This window comes from Streptomyces sp. YIM 130001 (assembly GCF_003574445.1).
Taxonomy (GTDB): domain Bacteria; phylum Actinomycetota; class Actinomycetes; order Streptomycetales; family Streptomycetaceae; genus Streptomyces.
In genome coordinates this window covers 25,054-48,474 of record NZ_KZ984550.1, presented here as the reverse complement: position 1 = coordinate 48,474, position 23,421 = coordinate 25,054, and the positions used below count along the sequence as shown (strand labels likewise).

17 protein-coding genes are annotated in these 23,421 nt (G+C 71.9%); 10 read left to right on the top strand and 7 right to left on the bottom strand.

The genetic code is table 11. The features are described from left to right. Positions 1–60: 60 nt before the first annotated feature. From DSC45_RS05830 to DSC45_RS05815, 4 genes are all read right to left on the bottom strand, one after another. Positions 61–1,473, bottom strand: a complete 1,413-nt coding sequence (locus tag DSC45_RS05830) for an FtsX-like permease family protein (protein ID WP_119287802.1) — start codon at positions 1,471–1,473, stop codon at positions 61–63. Next, a complete protein-coding gene (locus tag DSC45_RS05825) occupies positions 1,463–2,212 on the bottom strand; it encodes an ABC transporter ATP-binding protein (RefSeq protein WP_119287800.1) in 750 nt (249 codons plus the stop codon). Before DSC45_RS05825 ends, DSC45_RS05830 begins: the two co-directional genes overlap by 11 nt. Beyond that, positions 2,209–2,757, bottom strand: a complete 549-nt coding sequence (locus DSC45_RS05820) for a PadR family transcriptional regulator (protein ID WP_119287799.1) — start codon at positions 2,755–2,757, stop codon at positions 2,209–2,211. The genes DSC45_RS05825 and DSC45_RS05820 overlap by 4 nt, the downstream gene beginning before the upstream one ends. A gap of 145 nt (positions 2,758–2,902) precedes the next feature. Continuing rightward, positions 2,903–5,878 carry a glycoside hydrolase family 84 protein gene (locus tag DSC45_RS05815; RefSeq protein ID WP_119287797.1) on the bottom strand — a complete coding sequence of 992 codons (2,976 nt, stop codon included), beginning with the start codon at positions 5,876–5,878 and terminating at the stop codon, positions 2,903–2,905. A 258-nt stretch (positions 5,879–6,136) separates the two neighbouring features. On the opposite strand from DSC45_RS05815, the gene DSC45_RS05810 reads away from it, so the two are divergent. The 5 genes from DSC45_RS05810 (at position 6,137) to alc (ending at position 11,615) form a co-directional block, all read left to right on the top strand. After that, entirely contained in the window at positions 6,137–6,406 is a 270-nt protein-coding gene (locus DSC45_RS05810) for a hypothetical protein (protein WP_119287795.1), read from the top strand. Positions 6,407–6,660: 254 nt separating this feature from the next. Then, a complete protein-coding gene (gene malQ, locus DSC45_RS05805; RefSeq protein ID WP_119287793.1) occupies positions 6,661–8,868 on the top strand; it encodes a 4-alpha-glucanotransferase in 2,208 nt (735 codons plus the stop codon). A 21-nt stretch (positions 8,869–8,889) separates the two neighbouring features. Next, a complete protein-coding gene (locus DSC45_RS05800; protein ID WP_119287791.1) occupies positions 8,890–9,120 on the top strand; it encodes a hypothetical protein in 231 nt (76 codons plus the stop codon). A 207-nt stretch (positions 9,121–9,327) separates the two neighbouring features. After that, a complete protein-coding gene (locus DSC45_RS05795) occupies positions 9,328–10,332 on the top strand; it encodes a LysR family transcriptional regulator (protein ID WP_119287789.1) in 1,005 nt (334 codons plus the stop codon). Between the two features lie 125 nt (positions 10,333–10,457). Next, entirely contained in the window at positions 10,458–11,615 is a 1,158-nt protein-coding gene (gene alc / locus DSC45_RS05790; protein WP_119287787.1) for an allantoicase, read from the top strand. A gap of 277 nt (positions 11,616–11,892) precedes the next feature. On the opposite strand, the gene pepN is transcribed toward alc, so the two are convergent. Continuing rightward, entirely contained in the window at positions 11,893–14,457 is a 2,565-nt protein-coding gene (gene pepN / locus DSC45_RS05785) for an aminopeptidase N (RefSeq protein ID WP_119287785.1), read from the bottom strand. Between the two features lie 108 nt (positions 14,458–14,565). Between pepN and DSC45_RS05780 the strand changes: the two genes are divergently transcribed. Continuing rightward, on the top strand, positions 14,566–14,796 hold the full coding sequence (locus tag DSC45_RS05780; protein ID WP_119288381.1) for a ribbon-helix-helix domain-containing protein: 231 nt from the start codon (positions 14,566–14,568) through the stop codon (positions 14,794–14,796). Then, positions 14,783–15,130, top strand: coding sequence for a type II toxin-antitoxin system PemK/MazF family toxin (locus tag DSC45_RS05775; protein ID WP_119288379.1), 348 nt, complete (start codon positions 14,783–14,785; stop codon positions 15,128–15,130). The genes DSC45_RS05780 and DSC45_RS05775 overlap by 14 nt, the downstream gene beginning before the upstream one ends. Positions 15,131–15,199: 69 nt before the next feature. On the opposite strand, the gene DSC45_RS05770 is transcribed toward DSC45_RS05775, so the two are convergent. Beyond that, positions 15,200–16,228: an aspartate-semialdehyde dehydrogenase gene (locus tag DSC45_RS05770; protein ID WP_119287783.1), complete on the bottom strand. Its 1,029-nt coding sequence runs from the start codon at positions 16,226–16,228 to the stop codon at positions 15,200–15,202. A gap of 247 nt (positions 16,229–16,475) precedes the next feature. Between DSC45_RS05770 and DSC45_RS05765 the strand changes: the two genes are divergently transcribed. Both DSC45_RS05765 and DSC45_RS05760 read left to right on the top strand, forming a co-directional pair. After that, positions 16,476–16,991 (top strand): sigma-70 family RNA polymerase sigma factor, encoded by a 516-nt coding sequence (locus DSC45_RS05765; RefSeq protein WP_162929142.1) that lies wholly within the window; start codon positions 16,476–16,478, stop codon positions 16,989–16,991. 1 nt (position 16,992) lies between these two features. Beyond that, the gene (locus DSC45_RS05760; RefSeq protein WP_119287779.1) at positions 16,993–17,781 is read left to right on the top strand and encodes a hypothetical protein; all 789 of its coding nucleotides are present in this window, start codon (positions 16,993–16,995) and stop codon (positions 17,779–17,781) included. A gap of 101 nt (positions 17,782–17,882) precedes the next feature. Here the strand turns inward: DSC45_RS05760 and DSC45_RS05755 are convergent, their stop codons facing one another. Further along, complete coding sequence (locus DSC45_RS05755) at positions 17,883–21,173, bottom strand: S8 family serine peptidase (protein ID WP_119288377.1); 3,291 nt, start codon at positions 21,171–21,173, stop codon at positions 17,883–17,885. Between the two features lie 507 nt (positions 21,174–21,680). Here DSC45_RS05755 and DSC45_RS05750 point away from each other — a divergent pair. Beyond that, on the top strand, positions 21,681–23,405 hold the full coding sequence (locus tag DSC45_RS05750) for a TIGR03767 family metallophosphoesterase (RefSeq protein ID WP_119287777.1): 1,725 nt from the start codon (positions 21,681–21,683) through the stop codon (positions 23,403–23,405). Positions 23,406–23,421 lie beyond the last annotated feature (16 nt).

Sequence of the window (23,421 nt, the reverse complement as noted above, 5' to 3'; positions counted from 1 at the left end):
GTCCTGGCCGACCCTGCCGCACGCTCGCGCTGCGACCGGGTCGGCGTAGGCGTGCGGGGCCTACTCGTGCCGTAGCTCGGCCGGCCGCAGCGTCCGGCCGAGCAGCGGCAGGGACGCGGCCGCGGCGAGCAGGCACGCCGCGTACACCGCCACGGGTACGAGCAGGGGCTGCAGGAGGGGGAACGAGCTGCCGTTCGGCATGTAGGCCGCGTAGATCACCAGTCCGCCGAGGCCCGCGAGCAGGACCGCGGGAGCGAGCGGCAGGGCCGTCTCCACCAGCAGGGCCCGGCGCAGCACCGAGCGCGGCACCCCGGCCGCGTACTGTGCGGCGAGAGCGCGGCGCCGGGTGAGCAGGGACTCGGCGGTGCCGACCGCGAGGCCGAGCATGGCGATGGACAGGGCCACCAGGACGGTCAGGCCCACGGCGGCGAAGCCGCTCTCGTAGAAGCCGGTGTCGTTCCCCGCGTAGTTGGGGCCCTTCAGGGCGTCCAGGACGATCCGGCGGATCCCCGTGAAGCCCACGCCGACCACGGTGATCAGGATCACCGTGGCATGCACCCGCGCCGCCGCCCAGGGATCCGACTGCAGCCGGCCGGCGGCGATCAGCAGTGCGGGACTCTGCGCCCGCCCGACCAGCCGGTTGCCGAGGAATCGGCTGGCCGCCCCCGCGGCGGACACCGCCCCGGCCCCGATCAGGACCACCGCGCCCGCCACGATCGCCGGGAAGGCGGCGGCCATGAGCAGATCCTCCTGGCTGCCCACGTAGGCGACTCCCGCGCCTGCCACGAGCAGCACCGCGACAAGCACGTACACCTTCAGACTGCGCGGCGGACGGGTACGCCGGAACACCCCGAGCGGCGACGACGCGACCCGGCGCAGCGCGAGAACGCCCGCGGCCGTGGCGAGCAGCGGCATCGCAAGCGTCACCAGGACGAACCCCGGCCAGAACACCGGGATGTCGGTCGGCCAGACGAGAACCGACCGACCGCTCTGCGCGGCATCGAGCACAGCACGCACGCCCAGGAAGCCGACGAGTCCGGCGACCGATCCCACCAGGCAGGTCACTCCCGCCTCGAACGCCGCGACGGTACGCACCTGCTGCGTCGTGGCACCGGTGAGGCGCAGCGCGGCGAAGCGCCGGTCGCGGTGCACCGCCCCGATCCGGGTGGCCTGTCCGAGGAAGCCCAGGACGGGGATGAGGAGCAGCAGCAGGGCGAGCACGAGACCGGGGCGCACTCCGGAACCGTTGAGCAGGCCGTTGGTGTACCGCACCGGATGGCCGTCGGGGATGGCGGCGACGGTCCCCGCGGCGAGCGCGAAGCAGGTGGCGAGGAATGCGCCGAAGGCGGTGAGCCCGAGCCGCCACCACTCGCGCCGGTCCGATCCGCGCACCAGATCGACGGCGAGCCGGGCGTCGCCCACGAGGGCCCGCACGGCCGAACCGGGCACGGGCGTACGGGATTCAGTGCTCATCGCCGCCCGCCCCCCTGGCCGCGGCGACGACCGGGTCCGGTGCGACCGCGCCGTCCCGGAGCTGCACCTCGCGGTCCGCGTAGGCCGCCACCTGGGCATCGTGCGTGACGACGAGGACCGCTGTGCCCGATTCGCGGGCCACGTGCACCAGGGCGGTGAGGACCTGCTCGCCCGCGAGGGAGTCGAGTGCGCCGGTCGGCTCGTCCGCGAAGATCACCTTCGGTTCGGTCACCAGGGCCCGCGCCATGGCGGCCCGTTGAGCCTGACCACCGCTGAGTTCGCCGGGCCGCGACGTCGCCTGGCCCCGTACGCCGAACCGCTCCAGCCACTCCTCGGCCCGCTGCTCCGCGGCCGCCCTGCGGACACCGGCGAGCAGCAGCGGGAGAGCCACGTTGTCCCGGACGACGAGCTCCGGAATGAGCTGGCCGAACTGGAAGACGACGCCGAAGTCGGTGCGCCGCAGCAGCGTGCGTCGGCTCTCCGACAGGGAACCCAGGTGCCGGCCCGCGTAGGTGACGGCACCCGCATCGGGCGCGACGATCCCGGCCATGCAGTGCAGCAGGGTGGACTTGCCGCTTCCGCTGGCGCCCGTCAGGGCCAGGATCTCGCCGGCGGCCAACTCCACCGACGCGCCGCGCAGCGCTTCGGTCGGCCCGTAGGACTTGCTCAGGGCATGGGCCGCCAGGACCGGCGTGCCGCGCGCGGGCGACGGGCTCGGTGTGCTCGGGGATGTGCTCATGAGGTGGTGATCTCCTCGGTGAGAGTGGTGATCCGGGTCGCGGTCGTGGCCATCCAGCGCAGGTCGGCATCGAGATGGGTGAGCGCGTAGTCCGCGGACAGGACGGTGGCGAGGTCGGCACCCGGGGCGGTCTTCACGGCGGTCAGTTCGCGCATCCGGGCCATGTGGGCGGCGCGTTGGGCGCGCAGGTGGTCCGCCGGGTCGGCGTTCCCGCCTGCCGCGGCGGCCAGGATGCCGACGACGACCTTGGCGAAGATCTCGTTCGCGATGTGCGGGGCGGGCGGGACGATCTCGCCCAGCCAGTCCGCGAGTTCGCGGGTGCCCGCACCGGTGCTGCGATAGCGGGTGCGCTCGGGACCGCCGTCGGCGTCCGTGCCGTCGACCTCCACCAGCCCGTCGCGGACCAGGCGTTGGAGGGTCGTGTACACCTGCCCGTACGCCAACGGGCGGGCCCCCGGGAAGCGTTCGTCGTGGCGTCGCTTGAGGTCGTAGCCGTGGCTGGGCCCGCCGGCGAGCAGGCCGAGCAGGACGTGGCGGGTGGTCATGGCACGAGTATGTACTCGATATATGTACTGAGTACATAGTGAAGCGGAGGGGACTGAAAGTGGGAACTGGCACTCCGGTTGAGGCGGGCCGGACGCGACGAGGTGGATGGACTCGACGGCCGAGCCGCCCCGCGCCGAGGGAGCTCTACCGGTCCGCAGTCACCGCGTACGCCTCCACCGACCAGAGGGAGTAGCCGAAGCGGGTCGCCCGCTCGTCGCCCTGGACACGGACGAACCGTACGTCCCGCTGGTCCATGCGAACCGACTCGCGGCCACCGCGGGAGTCGGTGACCGTGGCCGCGTCACGCCAGCTGTGCCCGTTCGCGGAGACCTGCACGCGGTAGCGGGACGCGTGGGCGTCCTGCCAGTTCAGTACCACCCGGCCGAGTCGGACCGGTTCGGCCAGCTCCATCTGCCACCAGGCACCGTCCTCCACGGGCGAGGACCAACGGGTCCCGGAATCACCGTCGTTGGCCTTCGCGGCCGGGAAGTCCGGGGTCTCGTCGCCGGACGAAGCGGCCTGCGCACCGCGGGCCAGATCGGGTCCGCCGGTACGTGGAAAGGCGCGCACCGTCAGGGTGCGCGTCTCGTCGCCGAAGGAGACCGGCACCCGGTAGCTGCCTGCGGGGGTGTCCTCGGGGATGCGTACGTCCACGGGTACCTCGACCGTCGCCCCGCGCGGAACCCGGATGCCCTCCGGTACCCGCGCCTCGACACCCTTCGGGGCCTTCGCGGTGACCTTGCCGCGCACCTCCGCGGGGCGCCGCGAGGCCAGCCTCGCCGTCACCCGCTCCGCGGGGCCGCCGATCTGCGCATCCGTCTCGGACCGGTCGAGGGAGAGTCCGGCGCGTTCCGCGTCGGCGTACCAGGGCACGATGTGCCGCACGCTGCTGCCGCGTTGACGGCCTTCGGGCGGTCCGGAGCGGCCGGTGGCGCCCTCGCCGACGACCCGCAGGGCGTCCGCGCTCAGCCCGTCCGTCCCCGTCTCCGTCCAGCCGCCGCCGGACAGCCGGCCGACGTTCCGCCAGCCCTGGCCCGGCACATGCGCCTGAAGGAAGCCGCTGCGCTCGGCCGGATCCGCGAGCACCGTGACCGCTTCGAGGGGGCGCGGGCGCGGCAGGCGCACGGTGTAGGAGCCGCGCTCCTCGTTCACCCGGTCGGGAGCGTCGGACGCACCGGTCCAGGCCGCGGCCGTCTTCTGTACCCGGTCGAGGAACGGATCGAGTACGTCCTTGCCGACCGTCACCCGGCTCGACTTCAGGTCTTCGCGGAGGGTGTCCAGTGACCGCGCCCCGGACCACGCCTTCGCACCGTCGCCGTCTGCCTGTGCCTCCAGCAGGTCCACGGCCTGCTCGCCGGCCCGGCCGTAGCGGGACAGTTGGGCCAGCCACGGGCCGGCCTCGTCCGCCAGTTCCGTGGCCGCAAGCCGCTGGGGCGCCTCGCGCATCGCGGTGAACGCCGCACGCAGCGCCCTGGCCGCCTGCGCGGTCCGCTGCCGGTCGCCGGAGGGCCGCACCGCGAAGAACGCGTCGACGAGCGGGCGCAGATACGCGGACTCGTTCGTGCCGAGCACCGACGAGGCGTGGTTGCCGGCCAGCGCGCGGACCGCCGGCAGCCGCGAGGCATCACCGTCCGCGAGGTCGTCGATGGCCGCCTGCCAGGATTCACCTGGACGGTACGCCTTGGGGTTCCAGGCGTAGTCGGCCGCCGTGAAGAGCGGGATCCGGGAGGCGGCCGGCTGCTCCATGGCGTTGGCGAGCAGAGCCGCGGAGCCCGCCGCGACGGCCGGTTCGCGGCCGCGGTACGGGCCGAGGAACAGCCGGTCCTGCGCATAGTCGTTGACCGGGTAGTTGTCCATCGTGACCAGCGAGTGCCCGAACGCCTCGCGTGCGCCCTCGAGTTCACCGCCGGTGATGGTCTTCGGCACCACACCGACGCCGGTCCAGGCCACCTGGACGCGCCCGTCGAGATCCTCGGCGAGCGAGGTGCGGTACTCGGTCTTCCCGTCCTGGTAGTACTCGGTCGGCATCAGGGTCAGCGGTTCGGCGCCCGCGTGGCGCTCGGCGAGATGCGCGGCCACCGCGTTCGCCACCTGCGCATGGGCGCGGGCGGCGGCGTCCGGCCCCGAGCCGAAGGTCTCGGCGTCCTGCCCGCAGTGCCACTCGCTGTACGACACGTCCTGGAACTGCAGTTGGAACGCGCGCACCCCCAGCGCCCACATGGCATCGACCTTGCGCGTCAGTGCCTGCATGTCCTCCTTGGAGGACATGCACATCGTCTGTCCGGGGGAGACGGCCCAGGCGAACGTCACATGGTTCGCCGCCGCCTGTTTCGTCAGCGCCCGGAAGTCCGCGCGCTGCTCGGCCGGATACGGCTCACGCCAGCGGGCCGTACGGAACGGGTCGTCGCCCGGCGCGTACAGATAGCGGTTCTGCTTGGTGCGGCCCATGAAGTCGAGCTGGGCGAGCCGCTGTTCGCGGGTCCAGGGGGTGCCGTAGAAGCCCTCCGTCATGCCGCGGACCGCCGTGCCGGGCCAGTCGCGGACCTTCACGCCCGCGACCTGGCCGCCGGAGGTCACCTGCCGCAGCGTCTGTACGCCGTGGAACAGGCCGTCCGGGCCCGCGCCCTCGAGCGCGACGGTGTCGCGGCCCCCGTGGCGTCCGACTGCCAGCCGGTAGCCGCCGGACGGCAGATCGCCGCGCTCGGGGGCCCGCATCGCGCCGAGCGCGCGGCTCGCGCCGGAGCGCCCGCCGGCCGCCTGTCCGGCCCGCACCAGCAGGCCGTCCGCCGGTGGCGCCGCGCCGGCCGGCACCTCGGTGATCTGGCGGGCGCCGGCCTCGCGCAGCAGGGTGCGCAGCGCCTGCACGGCATACGGGTCGGTGTTCTCGTCGGTCAGCAGGGCAACGGCGGAACCGATCGGGACCGCGGCACCGGAGGGCTGGAGGTTCTGGGGGCGGGGCCAGACCGACGGAAGGGCGGCGTTGTCCTCGCGGTCCTCGGAGCCGAGCGCGGAACCGGCCGGATCCTGTGGGGCGGCGAGCGCTCCCGGCGCACCACCGAGCAGGCCGCCGATGACGGCGGCCACGACGGCGGCCGCCCCCTTGCTTCGCCGTAGCTGCACGGCTCGCCCTGCCCTTCTCCGCATGTCCCGCGCGGCGTTCCAGGGTGGGCCGAACCCACCGCCACGGCGCCCAGAGTGTCAATGTCCGGGCCTGTTGTGCCAGTTCTGTGCTTGCGGTGCGTCGCCGATCACTCTCAACGGGTCACCGGAATCCCGGGGGTGAGAGTTGAATGTGAAGCGCCTCACATTCTCCGAATGCCTGCGTGCCGACTGGGTAGGGGCGCGAAAGCCCTGCCCTCGCAGACAAGGAGGCCACTCGTGGCCGCTTCCGCTCAGTTGCTGCTCGACGCCCTCTCCAAACGCCCGGAGCCGCGCGACCTGCCGGACCTGTCGCTGGTGTCCGGACCCGACTCCGGGTTGCTCGGCTCCTGCTCCTGCGGGTGCGCGGAACCGCCTCTGACGAGCGAGCCTCCGCTCGCCGACGCCGCCCCTCTCACCAGCGAACCACCGCTCGCCGACGCCGCTCCGCTGACCAGCGAGCCGACGGCCACCGGCACCGCCTCGGGCCTGGACCCCTCCGTCCACTAGGCGCCGCCCCGCACTCCTCCCCGTCGACGGGATCCGTCCCGTACGGCCGCTTCCGTGCCGTGCGTCGGCCGGACCGGCCGCGTCGACGTGACCGCAGCAGGTCACTCCTCCGTGGCGAAACCGGGCAAGGCCGGGCAAAAGAGCGGTGTCCCGCCGTTCGACGGCCGTACCATCCCTAAGGCATGCCGACCGAGCTGCCGTCCCGGCCGTCCGGTCCGAGACCGCCCGCGGACGAGCCCTCCTGGGGGACGAGGATGAGCCTGGCCCGGCTTGCCGCCCTGTACGGCGTCGACACCACACACACGGCCCCCGCCTCGGACGCGGCCGCCACCTCGCTCTCGACCCCCGCCGACGGCTCGTCCGGTGGGCAGGCCGCCGTGGTCGAGGTGCTCGCCGCGCTCGGTGTGGACGCCGGCGGGGAAGCGGCCGTGCGGGCCGCTCTCGACGCGCGGATGCGGGAACTCCGCGAACGCCTGCTGCCACCGACCCTCGTGCAGTGGCCGGGCAGTCTCGCGCCGGAGCTCGCCGCGCTGCCGCCCGGCACGCAGCTCACCGTGCACACCGAGCAGGGCGCCACCCTGGCCGGCCCGCTCGACCCCCAACTGTCGCTCGGTGTGCACCTGCTGCACGCCGAGACACCCGACGGACGCACGGCGGACGCCCATCTCGTCGTGCCTCCGGAGCGGGCCCCCGGACCCGAGGGGCGCTCGTACGGCTTGCTCGTGCAGCTCTACTCGCTGCTCTCGCAGCGCTCCTGGGGCATGGGCGACCTGGGGGACCTCGCGGAACTCGCCGCCTGGTCGGGGCGCGCGCTCGGTGCCGCGTTCGTCCAGATCAACCCGCTGCACGCCGGCATGCCGGGCGCACCGTCCGACCCGTCCCCGTACCGCCCCGCCTCGCGCCGCTTTCCCGATCCGGTCCATCTGCGCATCGAGGACGTCCCCGAGTACGACCGGCTCGCCCCCGAGGACCGCACGCGTATCGAGCCGATCCTCGAACGGGCCGCGCGGCTGCGGGAGTCGGTGCTCGACGACGGTGCGCTGATCGACCGGGACGCCGTGTGGGAGCTCAAGTCGCAGGCCCTGGAGATCCTGCGCAGGGTGCCGATGAGCCCCGAACGCGGCGCAGCGCACCGCGCGTTCCTCGATGCGGCCGGTACGGCCCTCGACACGCACACGACCTGGTGTGCGCTGGCCGAACGCCACGGCCCGGACTGGCGTTCCTGGCCCGCCGACCTGCGTACGCCGGGATCGCCCGGCACCGCACGGGCCCGGACCGAACTCGCCGACCGGGTCGGCTTCCACGGCTGGCTCGCCTGGCTCACCGACACCCAACTCGCCGCCGCACAGCGCTCCGCGCGCGACGCCGGCATGGGCATCGGCCTGATCCAGGACCTCGCGGTCGGCGTGCACCCGGACGGCGCCGACACCTGGGCGCAGCAGGACTGCTTCGCCACCGGGATGTCGGTGGGCGCACCGCCCGACGCCTTCAACTCCCGTGGCCAGGACTGGGGTCTGCCGCCCTGGCGGCCGGACGCGCTGGCCGCCTCGGGGTACGCGCCGTTCCGGGAGCTGCTGCGGGGGCTGCTCCGGCACGCGGGCGCGGTGCGCATCGACCATGTGATGGGCCTGTTCCGGCTCTGGTGGGTGCCGTCCGGTCGACCGCCCACCGAAGGTGCGTACGTCTCCTACGACGCCGAGGCGATGCTCGCGGTCCTCGCCATCGAGGCGCACCGGGCGGGGGCCGTGGTGATCGGCGAGGACCTCGGCACGGTCGAGCCGGGGGTGCGCGAACGTCTCGCCGAGCGGGGCGTGCTCGGCACCTCGGTCCTGTGGTTCGAGCGCGACTGGGACGGTACGGGCCTTCCGCTGCCGCCCGAACGGTGGCGCGGGAGCTGTCTGGCCACCGCCACCACTCACGATCTGCCGCCCACCGCGGCCCGGCTCAGCGGCGAGCACGTCACGCTGCGGCACCGGCTCGGCCTGCTCGGTGAACCGCTGCGGGAGGCCCGCGACGCGGACGCCGCCGAATCCGCGCAGTGGCTGTCCCTGTTCGCCTCGCTCGGGCTGCTCGACGACGCCGGTGGTGTCGGTGGCACCGGCGGCACCGGCGGCACCGGAGGGATCGGCGGGATGGGCGACATCGGTGACGAGGAGGCCGGGATCCGGGCCGTGTACCGCTTCCTGCTGCGGACCCCGTCCCGGCTGGTGGGGGTGTGGCTGCCCGACGCGATCGGCGACCGGCGGCCGCAGAACCTGCCCGGCACCCTCGACGAGTACCCCAACTGGCGGCTGCCGATGGCCGGTCCCGACGGACGGCCGGTCACCCTCGAGGCACTCGCCGCCTCCCCCCGGCTGCACGCCCTGTTCGGTGATCTGCGGGGCCCGACGGGTGCGCGCGCGGGCGCGAAGGACGAGATGCCGGCGGGCCCGTACGGGGACCCCGGGCGCGCGGTGCGCTGAGGCATTCGCTACGTTGGCTCCGTGGACAAGAAGAACGCCCTGCGCGCCGGCGCCGTAGCAGCCGGTACGTCGCTGATGATGCTGCTGATGTCGTCCCCCGCGCTCGCGCTGACGCCCGACGACGGTGACGACCCGGGTCCGGGGCTGGACGTCATCGAGACGCTCGGTCTCTATGTCGCGGCGCCCATCGTGCTCTTCCTGGTCATCGCGGGACTGGTGATGATCGGCGACAAGAAGCCGAAGAAGGACTGAGCCGCCGCACCGCACCCTTACGCCGAGGGCGTCCCCGGACCGTGTACCGACCGGTCCGGGGACGCCCTCGGCGTCTTTGCGTCGGACCTCCGCCGAGATCGTTCTCCGGCACTGCACGGATCACGTACGAGCATTCAGTACCGCTGACGAGTGGAGTGAGTCACGCGCGCGCCGTGCGAGAGGTCCGAGCGGGATAGGTTGCCGGTCATGACCGAGCCCCGGACGCCCGAGCCGCCGCACACGCCGGAGTCGCGGCAGGCCCCCGGAGCGCAGCGCCCCCCGGAGTCGTCCCGTGCGACCGACTGGGACCTGCGGAAGCTGCGCATCCTCAAGGCGCTCAGCGAGTGCGGCACTGTCACCGCGACCGCCGAGGCCCTCCTGATGACGCCGTCCGCGGTGTCCCAGCAGCTCACCAACCTGGCCCGCCAGGTCGGCGTCCCGCTGCTCGAGGCGCAGGGGCGCCGGGTGCGCCTGACGGACGCCGCGCATCTCGTGCTGCGCCATGCCGAGGCCGTGTTCGCACAGCTGGAGCGGGCGGACGCCGATCTCGCCGGATACGCGCGCGGCGAGGCCGGCGAGGTCCGTGTCGGCGCCTTCTCGACGGCCGTGCCCGCGCTCGTGGTGCCCGCCGTACGACGCCTCAGGGCGGCTGCTCCCGGGCTCGAGGTGAGAGTCCGCGAGGCGGAGGCGGCCGAGGCGTACGAACTGCTCGCCAGCGGGCACGTGGACCTCGCCCTGTCGCTCGCCGCGCACGCGCCGACGGCCCGCGACCCGAAGTTCACCCGCGTTCCGCTGCTCGCCGACCCGCTCGACGTGGCCCTGCCCTCCGGGCACCCGATGGCCGCGGAGGCCGGGCTGCGGCTCGCCGATCTGTCCGGTGAGCGCTGGATCTTCGGTGGCAGCGGCCCCTGGTCGGAGATCACCCGCGCCGCCTGCGAGGCCGCCGGGTTCGTACCCGAGCAGGCGCACAGTGCGGCCGGCTGGACCGCGATCCTGTCGATGGTCGAGGCCGGTATGGGCGTGGCTCTGGTGCCGCGCATGGCCGCGCAGCGGGCACCCGGCGTCGTGACGCGCACCCTGAGTCCGGATCAGCCCATGCGACACGTGGTGGCGGCCGTGCGCCGCGGGGCGGAGGAGGGGCCGGCCCTGGCCCGAGTGCTGCGCACCCTGCGCGAGGCTGCGGAGGCGTACCGGAGCCCGTACGACACGTAGCCGCGGTCGGCGCCGGGTGGCTGTGTCCCGCGCGCGGGACCTCCTCTTGATCTTTAAGTTGAGCTGAACGTCACCATCGAAAAGTTTCGATGGACCTGAGGTGTCATCGCGTCCAAGCTGGTGGTATGCCGACCGAGCGAACCGCCCCCGTGGCCCCCAGCAACGACCCCGCCGACCCGCACGCCAACGACGCCTCGCCGTATGGCGGCGGCGACCCGTACGCCGACTACCGTCGCACCGGTGAGTTCGCGTTCACCGACCTCGTCGACCTGGCCGACCGCCGCCTCGGCGGCGGAGTCGTCGCCGCCAACGACGAGTTCTTCGCCCAGCGCGAGAACCTGCTGCTGCGCCACGACGCCGTCTTCGACCCCGAGCACTTCGGCCACAAGGGCAAGATCATGGACGGCTGGGAGACCCGCCGCCGCCGCGGCGCCGGCGCCGACGAGCCCTTCCCGGCGCCCGACGAGCACGACTGGGCCCTGGTCCGGCTCGGCGCCCCGGGCGTGATCCGCGGCATCGTCGTCGACACCGCCCACTTCCGCGGCAACTACCCGCAGCGCGTCAGCGTCCAGGCCACCGCCGTCGAGGGCAGCCCGAGCCCCGAGGACCTGCTCGCCGACGACGTGAAGTGGGACGAGATCGTCCCGGTGAGCCCGGTACTCGGCCACGCGGCCAACGCCTTCGAGGTCACCACAGGACGCCGCTACACCCACATCCGCCTCTGCCAGCACCCCGACGGGGGCATAGCCCGCCTCCGCGTGCACGGCGAGGTCGTCCCCGACCCCGAGTGGCTCGGCCTCCTCGGCACCTTCGACCTGCTCGCCGCGGTCAACGGCGGCACCTACGAGGACGCCTCGGACAAGTTCTACTCCTCGCCCACGCAGATCATCCTGCCGGGCACCTCGCAGAAGATGGACGACGGCTGGGAGAACCGCCGCCGCCGGGTGCGGGGCACAAACGACTGGGTGCGGTTCCGGCTCGTCGCGCAGGGCGAGATCCGTGCGATCGAGATCGACACGGCGTACCTGAAGGGCAATTCGGCCGGCTGGATCGCGCTCAGCGGGCGCGACGGCGAGAGCGGCGAGTGGTTCGAGATCCTGCCGAAGACCCGCCTCCAGCCCGACACGCTGCACCGCTTCAAGCTCCCCACGGCCGCGGTGGCCACGCACGTACGCCTCGATGCGTTCCCCGACGGAGGTGTCGCGCGGATGAGGCTGCACGGTGAACTGACGGAGGCCGGCGCCGCGCAACTCAAGGAGCGTCACGACGAGTTGAACGGCTGACAGAGTCTCGAGCCCGTCCGGTGTCGTTCTCGCACACCGGACGGGCTTGTTGTCGCTGAGCGCGTTCGAGCGGGCATCTCCACCGGCCACGTTCGCGCCGGCGGACGAGTACCCCGGGTTCGTCGCGGATACCGGCGAAGATCTTGCCCGGTGGTTCCGGTGGTCCCGTGGTCCCTGCGGGCCGGCCGAACGACCCGTCGTCAGGCTGTTCCCCGGCCGGCGGGCGGGCTCGTCCCGGGGGATGCCGGAATCCGGCCGGCACCCCCAGGACGTGCGGTCAGGCGTCCGCCCGCTGTGCCCGCAGCGCCCGCTCGACGCCCGCGCGGGACTCCGAGATCAGGCGGCGCAGCGACGCGCTCGGGTTCGCCGAGGTGAGCCAGGCGTCCGTGGTGTCGAGGGTGTCCTGCGAGACCTGCACCGCCGGGTAGAGGCCGACCGCGATCTGCTGGGCCATCTCGTGCGAACGCGTCTGCCACGCGTCGCCCACGGCCGCGAAGAACTTCTCCGTGTACGGCGCGAGCAGTTCACGCTGGTCGGTCTGGACGAAGCCGCCGATGACCGCCTCCTGCACCGCGTTCGGCAACTGGTCGGACTCCACCACCGAGGCCCACGCCGCCGCCTTCGCCTCGGCCGTCGGCCGGGCCGCCCGCGCGGACGCCGCGTGCCGCTCGCCCGCCGCGGTCCGGTCCCGCTCGTATTCGGCGGCGATCTCCGTCTCCCCGTACCGCCCGGTCGACGCGAGGCGCTGTACGAACGCCCAGCGCAGCTCGGTGTCCACGGTCAGACCCTCGACCGTCTCCTTGCCGTCGAGCAGCGCGTCGAGCAGATCGAGCTGCGCGTCCGTACGGGCGGTGGCCGCGAACGCCCGGGCCCAGGCAAGTTGGTGGTCACTGCCCGGCTCGGCGGCGAGCAGCTGCCGCTGCGCGGCCTCGGTCCACTGCTCGAGCAGCGCGGGGCGCCGCTCGGGTGCCGCGTACAGGTCGAGCGCCAGCTTCACCTGGCGGTGCAGCGACTGCACGACGCCGATGTCCGTCTCCTTGCCGATTCCCGACAGGACGAGCGACAGGTAGTCACGGGTGGGCAGTTCGCCGTCCCGCGTCATGTCCCAGGCGGACGCCCAGCACAGCGCACGCGGCAGCGAGGCCTCGAAGTCGCCCAGGTGCTGGGTGACATGGTGCAGGGACTGCGCGTCGAGCCGGACCTTCGCGTACGACAGGTCGTCGTCGTTGAGCAGGATCACCGCCGGGCGGTGCCGGCCCACCAGCTCCTCGACCTCGGTCAGGTCGCCGTCCACGTCCAGCTCGATCCGGTCCGAGCGGACCAGCTTGCCGGAGTCGTCATCCAGGTCGTAGAGGCCGATGGCGATGCGGTGCGGGCGGAGCACCGGTTCACCCTTCGCGCCGGGCGGCAGCGCGGGGGCCTCCTGGCGGACGGCGAAGGCGGTGATCGTGCCGTTGGCGTCGGTCTCGATCTGCGGCCGCAGGACGTTGATCCCGGCGGTCTGCAGCCATTTCTCGGACCAGGCACCGAGGTCGCGGCCGCTGGTCTCCTCCAACGCGCCCAGCAGGTCGCTGAGTTGTGTGTTCCCGTACGCGTGCCGCTTGAAGTACGCCTGCACGCCGGCGAAGAACTCGTCCATGCCGACGTAGGCGACCAGCTGCTTGAGGACCGAGGCGCCCTTGGCGTAGGTGATGCCGTCGAAGTTCACCAGGACGTCGTCGAGGTCCTGGATGTCCGCCATGATCGGGTGGGTGGAGGGCAGTTGGTCCTGCCGGTAGGCCCAGGTCTTCATGGAGTTCGCGAATGTCGTCCACGAGTGCGGCCACTGCGATTCGCCGGCGTAGGCCAGGCAGGCGATGGACGTGTAGGTGGCGAACGACTCGTTCAGCCACAGGTCGTTCCACCACTCCATGGTGACCAGGTCGCCGAACCACATGTGCGCCAGCTCGTGCAGGATCGTCTCGGCCCGCGACTCGTACGCGGCGTCCGTCACCTTCGAACGGAAGACGTACTGGTCGCGGAAGGTGACCGCGCCGGCGTTCTCCATCGCGCCCGCGTTGAACTCCGGCACGAAGAGCTGGTCGTACTTCTCGAAGGGGTACGCGTAGTCGAACTTCTCCTGGAACCAGTCGAACCCGAGCCGGGTGACCTCGAAGATCGCGTCCGCGTCCAGGTACTCGGCGAGTGAGGGCCGGCAGTAGATGCCGAGCGGCACGCTCTGCCCGCCGTTCTCGTAGGAGCTGTGCACGCTGTGGTACGGGCCGACGATCAGGGCCGTGATGTACGTGGAGATGCGCGGGGTCGGGGCGAACTGCCAGATGCCGTCGGCCGGTTCGGGCGTCGGCGAGTTGGAGATCACGGTCCAGCCCGCGGGAGCCTTCACGGTGAACTGGAAGGTCGCCTTGAGGTCGGGCTGCTCGAACGAGGCGAACACCCGCCGCGCGTCCGGCACCTCGAACTGCGTGTACAGATACGCCTGTCCGTCCACCGGGTCGACGAACCGGTGCAGTCCCTCACCGGTGTTGGTGTACGCGCAGTCGGCCACCACACGCAGTTCGTTGGGTCCGGCGAGCAGTCCGTCGAGCGCGATCCGGGAGTCGGTGAAGACGGCGGCCGCGTCGAGCGGTTGGCCGTTCAGGACGACCTCGCGGGCGGTGGGCGCCACCAGGTCGATGAAGGTCGAGGCCCCGGCCTCCGCGCTGTCGAAGCGCACGGTCGTCACCGACGGATAGGTGCCTCCCTCCTGCGCCCCGCTCAGATCGAGATCGATCTCGTACGAGTGAACGGTGAGCAGCTGGGCGCGCTGCTGTGCTTCCTCGCGGGTCAGATTGGTGCCGGGCACGCGGTCATCTCCTCGGTGGTGACTGACGTCGGTGTTCCGGCCATCCTTCCACGCTCAGGGGAGAAGCGGGGTGGCTATAAGAGTAGGAACAGGGGTAGCATGCTTGGTATGAAGATCAGTGTGAGTCTGCCGGAGGAGGATGTCGCCTTCGTCGACCAGTACGCGGCGGAGAACTCGGCGCAGTCCAGGTCGGCGGTGATACATGCCGCGATCGAGCTGTTGCGCGCAGCGCGCTTGGAGGCCGACTACGAGGCTGCCTTCGACGAATGGGAAGGAAGCGAGGACGCGGCGTTCTGGGACCAGTTCTCCGGTGATGGGCTGGTCGATGAAGCGCGGTGACATCTACTTGGTCGACTATGAGCCGGTTCGCGGAAGCGAGGCCAACAAGGCTCGTCCTGCGGTGATCGTCTCGAACGACGGCGCGAACGCGGTGGTGGCGCGTACGGGACGCGGTGTGATCACCCTGGTTCCGCTCACCTCCAACACGTCCCGTGTCTATCCGTTCCAGGTGCTGCTCGATGCGGGCGACTGTGGCCTGGCCAATGATTCCAAGGTGCAGTGTGAGCAGGTGAGGGCGCTCGCGCCGGGGCGTTTCCGAAGGCGACTCGGATCCGTGCCGCGGCAGCGGATGGCGGACATCGACGCTGCCCTGCGGACGCATCTGGCGCTCTGAGCGGGCAGGGCGAAGGGGCGGGCACCTGGATCGGTGGCCGCCCCTTTTCCGTGCGTATGGACCCTCGCGTCAGGCGGTCAGTTCCTCCGCGACCAGCTCCGCGATCTGCACCGCGTTCAGCGCGGCGCCCTTGCGGAGGTTGTCGTTGGAGAGGAAGAGCGACAGGCCGTTCGTCACGGTCTCGTCGTTGCGGATGCGGCCGACGTACGAGGCGTCCTGGCCGGCGGCCTGCAGCGGGGTGGGCACGTCCGAGAGCTCCACGCCCGGGGCGGCCGCGAGCAGTTCGGTGGCGCGCTCGACGCTGATCGGGCTCGCGAAGCGGACGTTGACCTGCAGTGAGTGACCGGAGAAGACCGGGACGCGGACACAGGTGCCGGAGACCTTGAGGTCCTCGATCTCGAGGATCTTGCGGGACTCGTGGCGGAGCTTCTGCTCCTCGTCGGTCTCGTTCAGACCGTCGTCGACGATCTTGCCGGCGAGCGGCAGGACGTTGAACGCGATCGGGCGGGCGTAGACCGAGGGCTCGGGGAAGTCGACGGCGGAGCCGTCGTGGGTGAGCCGGTCCGCCTCCGCGACGACCTGCTTGGCCTGCTCGTGCAGCTCGGCCACGCCGGACAGGCCGGAACCGGACACGGCCTGGTACGTGGTGGCGACGAGCGCCTCGAGACCGGCCTCGGTGTGCAGCGGGCGCAGCACCGGCATCGCGGCCATCGTGGTGCAGTTCGGGTTCGCGATGATGCCCTTCGGGCGGTTCTTGATCGCGTGCGGGTTGACCTCGGAGACGACCAGCGGCACCTCGGGGTGACGGCGCCAGGCCGAGGAGTTGTCGATCACGACCGGGCCCTGGCCCGCGACCTTCTCGGCGAGTGCCTTCGAGGTCGCGCCGCCGGCGGAGAAGAGCACGATGTCGAGGTTCGCGTAGTCGGCGGTCGAGGCGTCCTCGACGGTGATCTCGCGGCCCTCCCACTCGATGGTGGAGCCCGCGCTGCGGGCGGAGGCGAAGAGGCGCAGCTCGTCGACCGGGAACTTCCGCTCGGCGAGGATCCTGCGCATGACTCCGCCGACCTGACCGGTGGCACCGACGATTCCGACCCTCACGGGGACTCCTTACTCCATGTCACGACGGTCTCGACACTGTCTCGACCTGGGGACGTCCGCCCCATGATGCGTATGACCGGTGTGTGATTGTCCAATCCATTGTCCGACTGTGGATGCGCGAACGTTACGGCTGGGCCGTGCGTCGTAGGACACGTCACAGGGTTGGATCAGTGGGCGGCCCGTGACGGGTCGGGGATGCCGTGAGGGGTTTCTCGCGGGGGAGCGGGAGCCCGGGGAGGGGTGGAGTTTGCCGCGCGGTGGAGCGGGATCCGAGGAACGGCCGGATCCGTTGGATCCGGACCAGCAGGACCGGGTGCGGGCCGTGCTCGCCCTGGCCGGAGTACCGCCGGCCGAACTGCAGGACGGTGTGCAGCAGGTACGGCTGCGCCTCCTGGAGCGGGCGGCGAAGGGGCAGGACCCGCCGCGTGACGTGTCCGCCTGGTCCGCGGTCGTCGCCTCGAACCTCGCCATGGACTGGCACCGCTCCCGCAGTCGGCAGGAGCGGCTCGGCGAGCGGCTCGCCTCGCTGCGGCAGGATCAGGCCGGTGCGGAGGACACGCGTGTGCTGTCTCTCACAGTCGCCGAGGGCCTCGACGAGCTGGCCGACGCCCAGCGCCAGGTCGTCGTCCTGCGCTTCTACGCGGACCTGCCGGTCGCCCGGATCGCCGATGAGCTCGGCATCCCGGAAGGGACCGTGAAGAGCCGGCTGCACAAGGCGGTACGGGTGCTCAGGACCCGGCTGCACGAACAAGAGGTGGTGTGACGTGGCGGACGAACAGCCGTACCCGGACCCGCTGACCGTGGCGATCACCGGGGAGCCGGTGCCGGACGGGGCGCGCGAGGACGAGGCGTACGTCCTCGAGCACGCGGACGCGGTACGCGACCTCGGCCTGCTCCGCGACCAGCTCCAGGTCGTGGCCCGCGAGCTGACAGGAGCGGAGACGGCCGGAGCGACGGAGGAGAGGGCGGAGACGGAGGCGGAGGAGAGGCACGCGACACAGGCGCCGGAAACCGTCGGCGCCCAGGAACCGCCCGCCCGCCCTTGGTGGCGCCCCCGCAACCGGCGCACCCTCATCCTCCGCGCGGCGACCGCCGTCTGCGGTCTCGCGGTCTTCGGCACCGTCTTCTGGCTCGGGCCGATGGGCGGAGCCGACGGCGGCGGCGAGGAGGCAGCGAAGTCCGCGACCGACACGGGGGCCGGCGGAGACGGCGGCGGCTCCGGCGCGCAGTCGCCGCAGGCCATGGTCGCCTGCTCCTCGCTGATCGTGGAAGGCACCGTCGAGACCGTGGAGGAGCTCCCCGGCGCGGGCATGGACCGGATCACCGTGAAGGTGAAGCGCTACTACAAGCCCGCGGACGGCGGCTCCCGTGTCGTCTTCCCGATGGACCAGAACGTGGATCCGCGCCTGAAGAAGGGCGACCGCACCCTGATCACCATCGGGCAGGACGACGCGGCCCCGGAGAACTGGGCCGTCGGCAAGGACCTCGCCGACCTGAGGAAACTCGTCGTCAAGGCGTTGCCCGGCGCCGCGAAGACGAAGTGCGGGACCTGACGCCCGGGACGAGCAGAGGCGGGCGCCCCCGAGGGGAGCGCCCGCCTCGGCCGCCGGTGGCCCGGCGGCCCCGTACCCGTAGCGGCACGGTCGGCTCGCGCCTACGGCACGACCTTCTCGATCTGCACGCTGCCCGAACCGGCCACCGTGCCACGGCCGTTGACGACCTGCACCTCGCCGAAGAACTGCCGTCCCTCGGGAGCCGCACCGGCCGCCACGACCTCCGCCGCGACCTCGGTGGACGCGCCGTTGGCCAGCTTCACCGCGGTCGAGCCGTCCACCGTCACCTCACCCAGCGAGGGCGCGAAGTACACGTCCAGGTAGTCGAAGGCGGTGGATCCGGCCGGTACCGCGTAGGCGTCGACGACGACCGTGTACGTACCGGCCTCCGGCTCGGGCACGCTGACCGATTCCTCGGAGTCGGCGTCCGCGGACGAGGCGACCTCCGCGCCGTCCTTGAGGACGGTCAGGTCCAGGTCGGCGCCACGGTCCTCGGTGCCACCGATCGACACATCCAGCCGCTCCGCGCCCTCGGGCACCGCGACCTCGGTCTCCTGCGAGGCGCCCTGGGCGATCGTCGGCCGCTGCGCGTTCGCGGAACCGAGCGCGCCGCCCCGCAGCTTCCCGTCGATCGGCGCGTATCCGTTGGTCACCTTCCAGTCGACCGGCGTCGGAGTGCCGGCCTTCGCCTCGTCGACGGTGCGGACCTCGGGGTCGAAGGCCACGCCGAGCGCGGTGACGTCCAGCTTGTACGGGTTGTCGAGATGCGGCGACGTACGGCGCGCCTCGACCTCGATCTCCCAGACGCCCGGCTGCGGATCCTGGTAGGACCGCTTGTCGGGGGCGCAGGTGTTGTCCGGGTTCTCGTAGTCCGGGTAGCAGTTGACGGTCGACGTCGGGTCGACCGGCACTCCGTACGGGTGGATCGCGATGAACCGGGTCTGGCTCTTGTCCTTCAGACCGCCGAGCGCGACCTCCAGGCTCTTCGCGCCCTCGGGGACGGTGACGAAGTGCGACTCGGTGCTGTTGCGCTGCACGGAGCCCTTCGCCGCACTGGTGAAGTCGGGCTTCGCCAGGTCCTCGGCGACCACCACGGTCGTCATGATCTGCTTGTCCGTGCCCTCGGTCCGCCGGTCGTCCAGCTCGAGGATCGCGCTGTGCACGCCCGCCTTGCGGGGAGCCGCGGTGACCTTGATCGTGACCGGCTTGTCCAGCGGCAGGGCGGCCGTGCGGGATTTGAGCCGGAAGGTGCCGTCGTTGTTCGCCAGGCCGATCCGGTGCGGAACGACCCGCTCCGGCCCGGTCGTCCGGGTGACGGTGATCTCGTACGTCTTGCGCTTGCCGGCCTTCAGGCCGCCCTCGCGGTCGTAGAGACCCGTGCCCGGCTTCTTCAGTTCCTCGTCGAGCGCGGTGTCGACCGGGGCCTGGACCTTGTAGGTGTGGGCGCTCGCGCCCTTGCGCAGTGACTTCCAGGCGGCGACGACGTCGATGAGGCCGGAGCCCTCCTCGTGCGCCTGCGTGCCGCGGATGTGGTCCGCGGTCGAGGTCAGCGCGGTGCGCAGCTTCGCCGGAGTCACTGCGGTGTCGTCGAGGCCCTGCTGCGCTGCGGCGGACAGGATCAGCGCCGACGCGCCCGCGGCCTGCGGGGAGGCCATCGAGGTGCCCTGCAGCATCGAGTAGCCCGCGGGCAGGTCGTAGCCCGCCTCGGGGGTCGGGCCGCCGGGTATCCAGGTCTGCGTGGTGTTCACCGCCGCGCCGGGCGCGGTCAGGGTCGGCGTGAAGCCGCCGTCCTCGCGCGGGCCGCGGGACGAGAACGGCATCATGGCGTACTTCTTCTGCACCGCCGAGCCGTAGTTGGCCGCCCAGGTCTCCTTGGAGATGGACGCACCGACCGAGATCACCTTGTCGGCGACCGCGGGGTCGCCGATCGTGTTGAGGCCGGGGCCGCTGTTGCCGGCCGAGATGACCAGCTGGACGCCGTAGGTGTCGATCAGCCGGTTGTACAGCTCTGCGCGGGCGTTGTTGCCGTCGTTGAGCGGCGGCAGGCCACCGATCGACATGTTGACGATGTCGACACCGCGCGAGGTGACGAGATCGATCATGCCCTCGGTGAGCGCCACGTTGGTGCAGCCGCCGCCCCACGAGCACGCGCGCGAGGAGACCAGCTTGGCGCCGGGCGCCGCGCCGTTCATCCTGCCGCCGAACAGCGAGTTGGCCGCCGTGATGCCGGCGACGTGGGTGCCGTGCTCGGACTCGATGATGCCGATGTTCACGAAGTCGGCGGTGGCGCCGTCCTCGTCGTACACGACGTCCTTGCGGATCTCCACGACGAACGGGATCTGCTCGACGACGTCGGTCTTCGGGTCGTCCTTGCCGAAGTAGCCGACCTGGTGACCGTCCTTGTACGGCTTGAGGACCTCGTCGTCGGTGAAGTCGCCGTTGTCGTCGAGGTCGACGCGGACGGTGCCCTCGGCCTCGTCGTAGAGGACGCCCCACTTGTCGGTGGTGTCGCCGTCACGGTTCAGGTCGCCGTTCGCGTCGCCGCCGGTGGAGGCGGACTCGCGGAACCAGTTGATGTGGTGGTCGCCCTTCGGCGCCTTCCAGGTGCGGCCGTCGTAGGTGAACGACTCGCCGGACACCGGCTCGTTCATGATCCGCCAGGTGCCGTCACCGTCGATGACGGGGTCGGTGGCGGTGACCCAGTCGGTGATCTTGCGCTCGCCGGTGGTGGTCTTCTGCAGCGCGGGGTGGCCGAGGTCGACACCGGAGTCGAGGATGCCGATCGTCACGCCCCGGCCGTCGGCCTTCGGGTTCTTCTTGACGAAATCGACGGCACCGGTCTCGAAGGACGGGTTGTACGGGTTCTTGGCCGGCGTCTTCTTGCCGGGCGCGGGGTAGTTCCCGCGGGATGCGGCCTTCGCGCCCTTGGCGCGGTCGCCGGCCGGCGTCGGGTCGTCGAGCTCGATCTCGTGCCGCAGGTCGATGCCGTGCACGGAGGACAGCTCGGTGGCGTCCGCGATGGCGGCATCGGCCTTGCCGGTCGGCACGGTGGCCCGTACGTAGCCGAGCTTGTCGTAGGTGCGTCCCACCGTGGTGCCCTTGACGGCGTCGAGCTTTCCGGCGACCTGCTCGGTGGCGCCGGGCTCGGTGGCGATCATCATCGTGACGTGCTTGTCGCCGTCGGCCTTGGCGTCGGCGAGCAGCTGCGCGTCCGCCGGACCGAGCTTCTTGGCGGCGGACTTGACCGACGGGGCGGCGGGGCCCGGATCGTCGGCCGCGAAGGCGGGTATCGGCCCGGACGCCGCGAGGGCGGCCGTCAGGCCTGCGGCCAGAGCGACACGGGCCGTGCGTCTCGCACCGGCTCTGGGTGCACGCGGTGATTCGAGGGTCATCTGCATCCCTGTACGTGAAAGAAAGGGTCCGCAATTCGGGACCGGATGACCGCTCAGCCTTACGCAAGTGACAGGGCTTTGAGGAGAGTTGTCTGTGACGGGTTCCTGTCATGGCGGAATCCCGCCATACGCCATCGGGGACGAGGTCGCCCGTAACCGGTCATACGTCGCCGCCGGGTCCGATCGTGCGAAGTGCCCCGGAACGGCGTCTGTGCGCGCGACGGCGTCCGTGCGCGCGACGGCGCGTCAGCCTACGCGAGCCGGCGGTGAAACGGCCCCGCTACCCCCGGACATGAACACAAAGTGACCGTCTCGCCGCCACACGGGAAGGGCTCCGTGTCGGTGCGGGCCGTCCATGATCCACGTACGGCGATCGGCCCGGAGCGTTGCGGTGTCGTTAACGCGCAGGTCATCCCCACTGCCAACGATCCAGTACGAGCGGGGAGTTCCCGGGGCGCGCCCCGGTCCCGCGACCCCTGCCGACGCGTTCGCACCGGGAGACGCGCCATGCCGCGCACACGCCTCGTCACCGACCTGGACCGCCGATCCTTCCTCACCGTCGCGGGCGCCGTCACCGCCTCGACCGGGATCGCCCTCACCTTCGGCGGGGGAGGGCGAGCCAGTGCCGCCCGCCCCGAGTCGGTGACCCCCGCCCTTTCCCGTACGGCCCCTCCGCCGCCGCTCGCGCCCTACACCAGCGGCACCACCCTGCAGACCGTCGCCGCACCGTTGGGCGGCTCCGGCTTCCGGCGGCTCGGTGACGGCCCGGCCTGGCCCCGCGTCGTCCGCTCCGAACTCGCCGCGGCCAAGCGCGGCAGGGACGAACGACGCACTCCGCTCGCAGCGTTCGTCCAGCTCACCGACCTGCACATCGTCGACGTACAGCATCCGCTGCGCTACGAATTCCTGCGCGCCCAGACCACCAGCGCCTGGCGGCCGCAGGAACCGCTCACCGTCGCCGGCGCGGTCTCACTCGTCGAGCGGGTCAACGCACTCAGGGGCGCACCCGCCACCGGCGCACCCCTGAGTTTCGTGATGACGACGGGCGACACCACCGACAACAACGCCCGCTGCGAACTCGACTGGTACCTGCGCGTCCTGAGCGGCGGCACCATCACCCCCGACACCGGCGACCCGCGCCGCTACGAGGGCGTCCAGGACTCCGGACTGCCGCTCTACTGGCACCCGGGCGACGCGATTCGCGACGCGGACAAACGCCTCGGATTTCCCCGCATCGACGGTCTCCTCGACGCCGCCCGCCGCCCGGTCCGCAGTCCCGGCCTCAACGTCCCCTGGTACGCCACCGTCGGCAACCACGACGTCCTGCCGGGCGGTTGCTACGCCCCCGGCGACGAGGGCTGGTTCCGCGACTTCGCCGTCGGCGGACGGAAGTTGATGTCCCTCGACGAGGAGCGCGGCAAGGCGTTCTGGCGGACCGTCAAGAAGGGCCTCGACCCCAAGGGCGCGGACTTCCGCGAGCTGATGCGGACCGAGGCACGCCGCCTGCGGCCGGTCACCCCCGACCCCGACCGCGCCCCCTTCACCCCGGCCGAGTACGTCGCCGCGCACCTCGACCCGGCGCACACCGGCCCCGGCCCGGCCGGGCACGGCTTCACCGCCGAGAACGTCGATTCCGGCACCCGCCACTACACCTTCCGCATCTCCGACGAAGTCATCGGCATCAGCCTGGACACCACCGACCCCGGCGGTCACTACGAGGGTTCCCTCGGCACCGCCCAACTGAGCTGGCTGGAACGTACGTTGAAGAACAACAAGGACGCGTACGCCATAGTCTTCAGCCACCACACCGGCGCCTCCATGCGCAACGAGCGCCCCGACCCGGCGCACCCCGACGAGGCCCGGCACGGCGGCGACGAGCTGACCGCCCTCCTGGAGAAGCATGCGGGCGTCGTCGCCTGGGTCAACGGCCACAGCCACAAGAACGCAATCACGGCGCACGACGGTTTCTGGGAGATCTCCACCGCCTCGCACATCGACTTCCCGCAGCTCGCCCGCGTGATCGAACTGACCGACAACGGCGACGGGACGCTGTCCCTCTTCACCACCCTGATCGAGTCGTCGGCCCCGCACCGAACCGACTTCGAGGACCTCTCGCAGCCCGGCCTCGCCGCCCTCTACCGCGAGATCTCCCTCAACGTCCCCGGCGCCAAGCAGACCCTCTCCGGCACCCCGGCAGACCGCAACACCGAACTCGTCCTCCCCAAGCCCTGATCCGCGGGTCCGACAC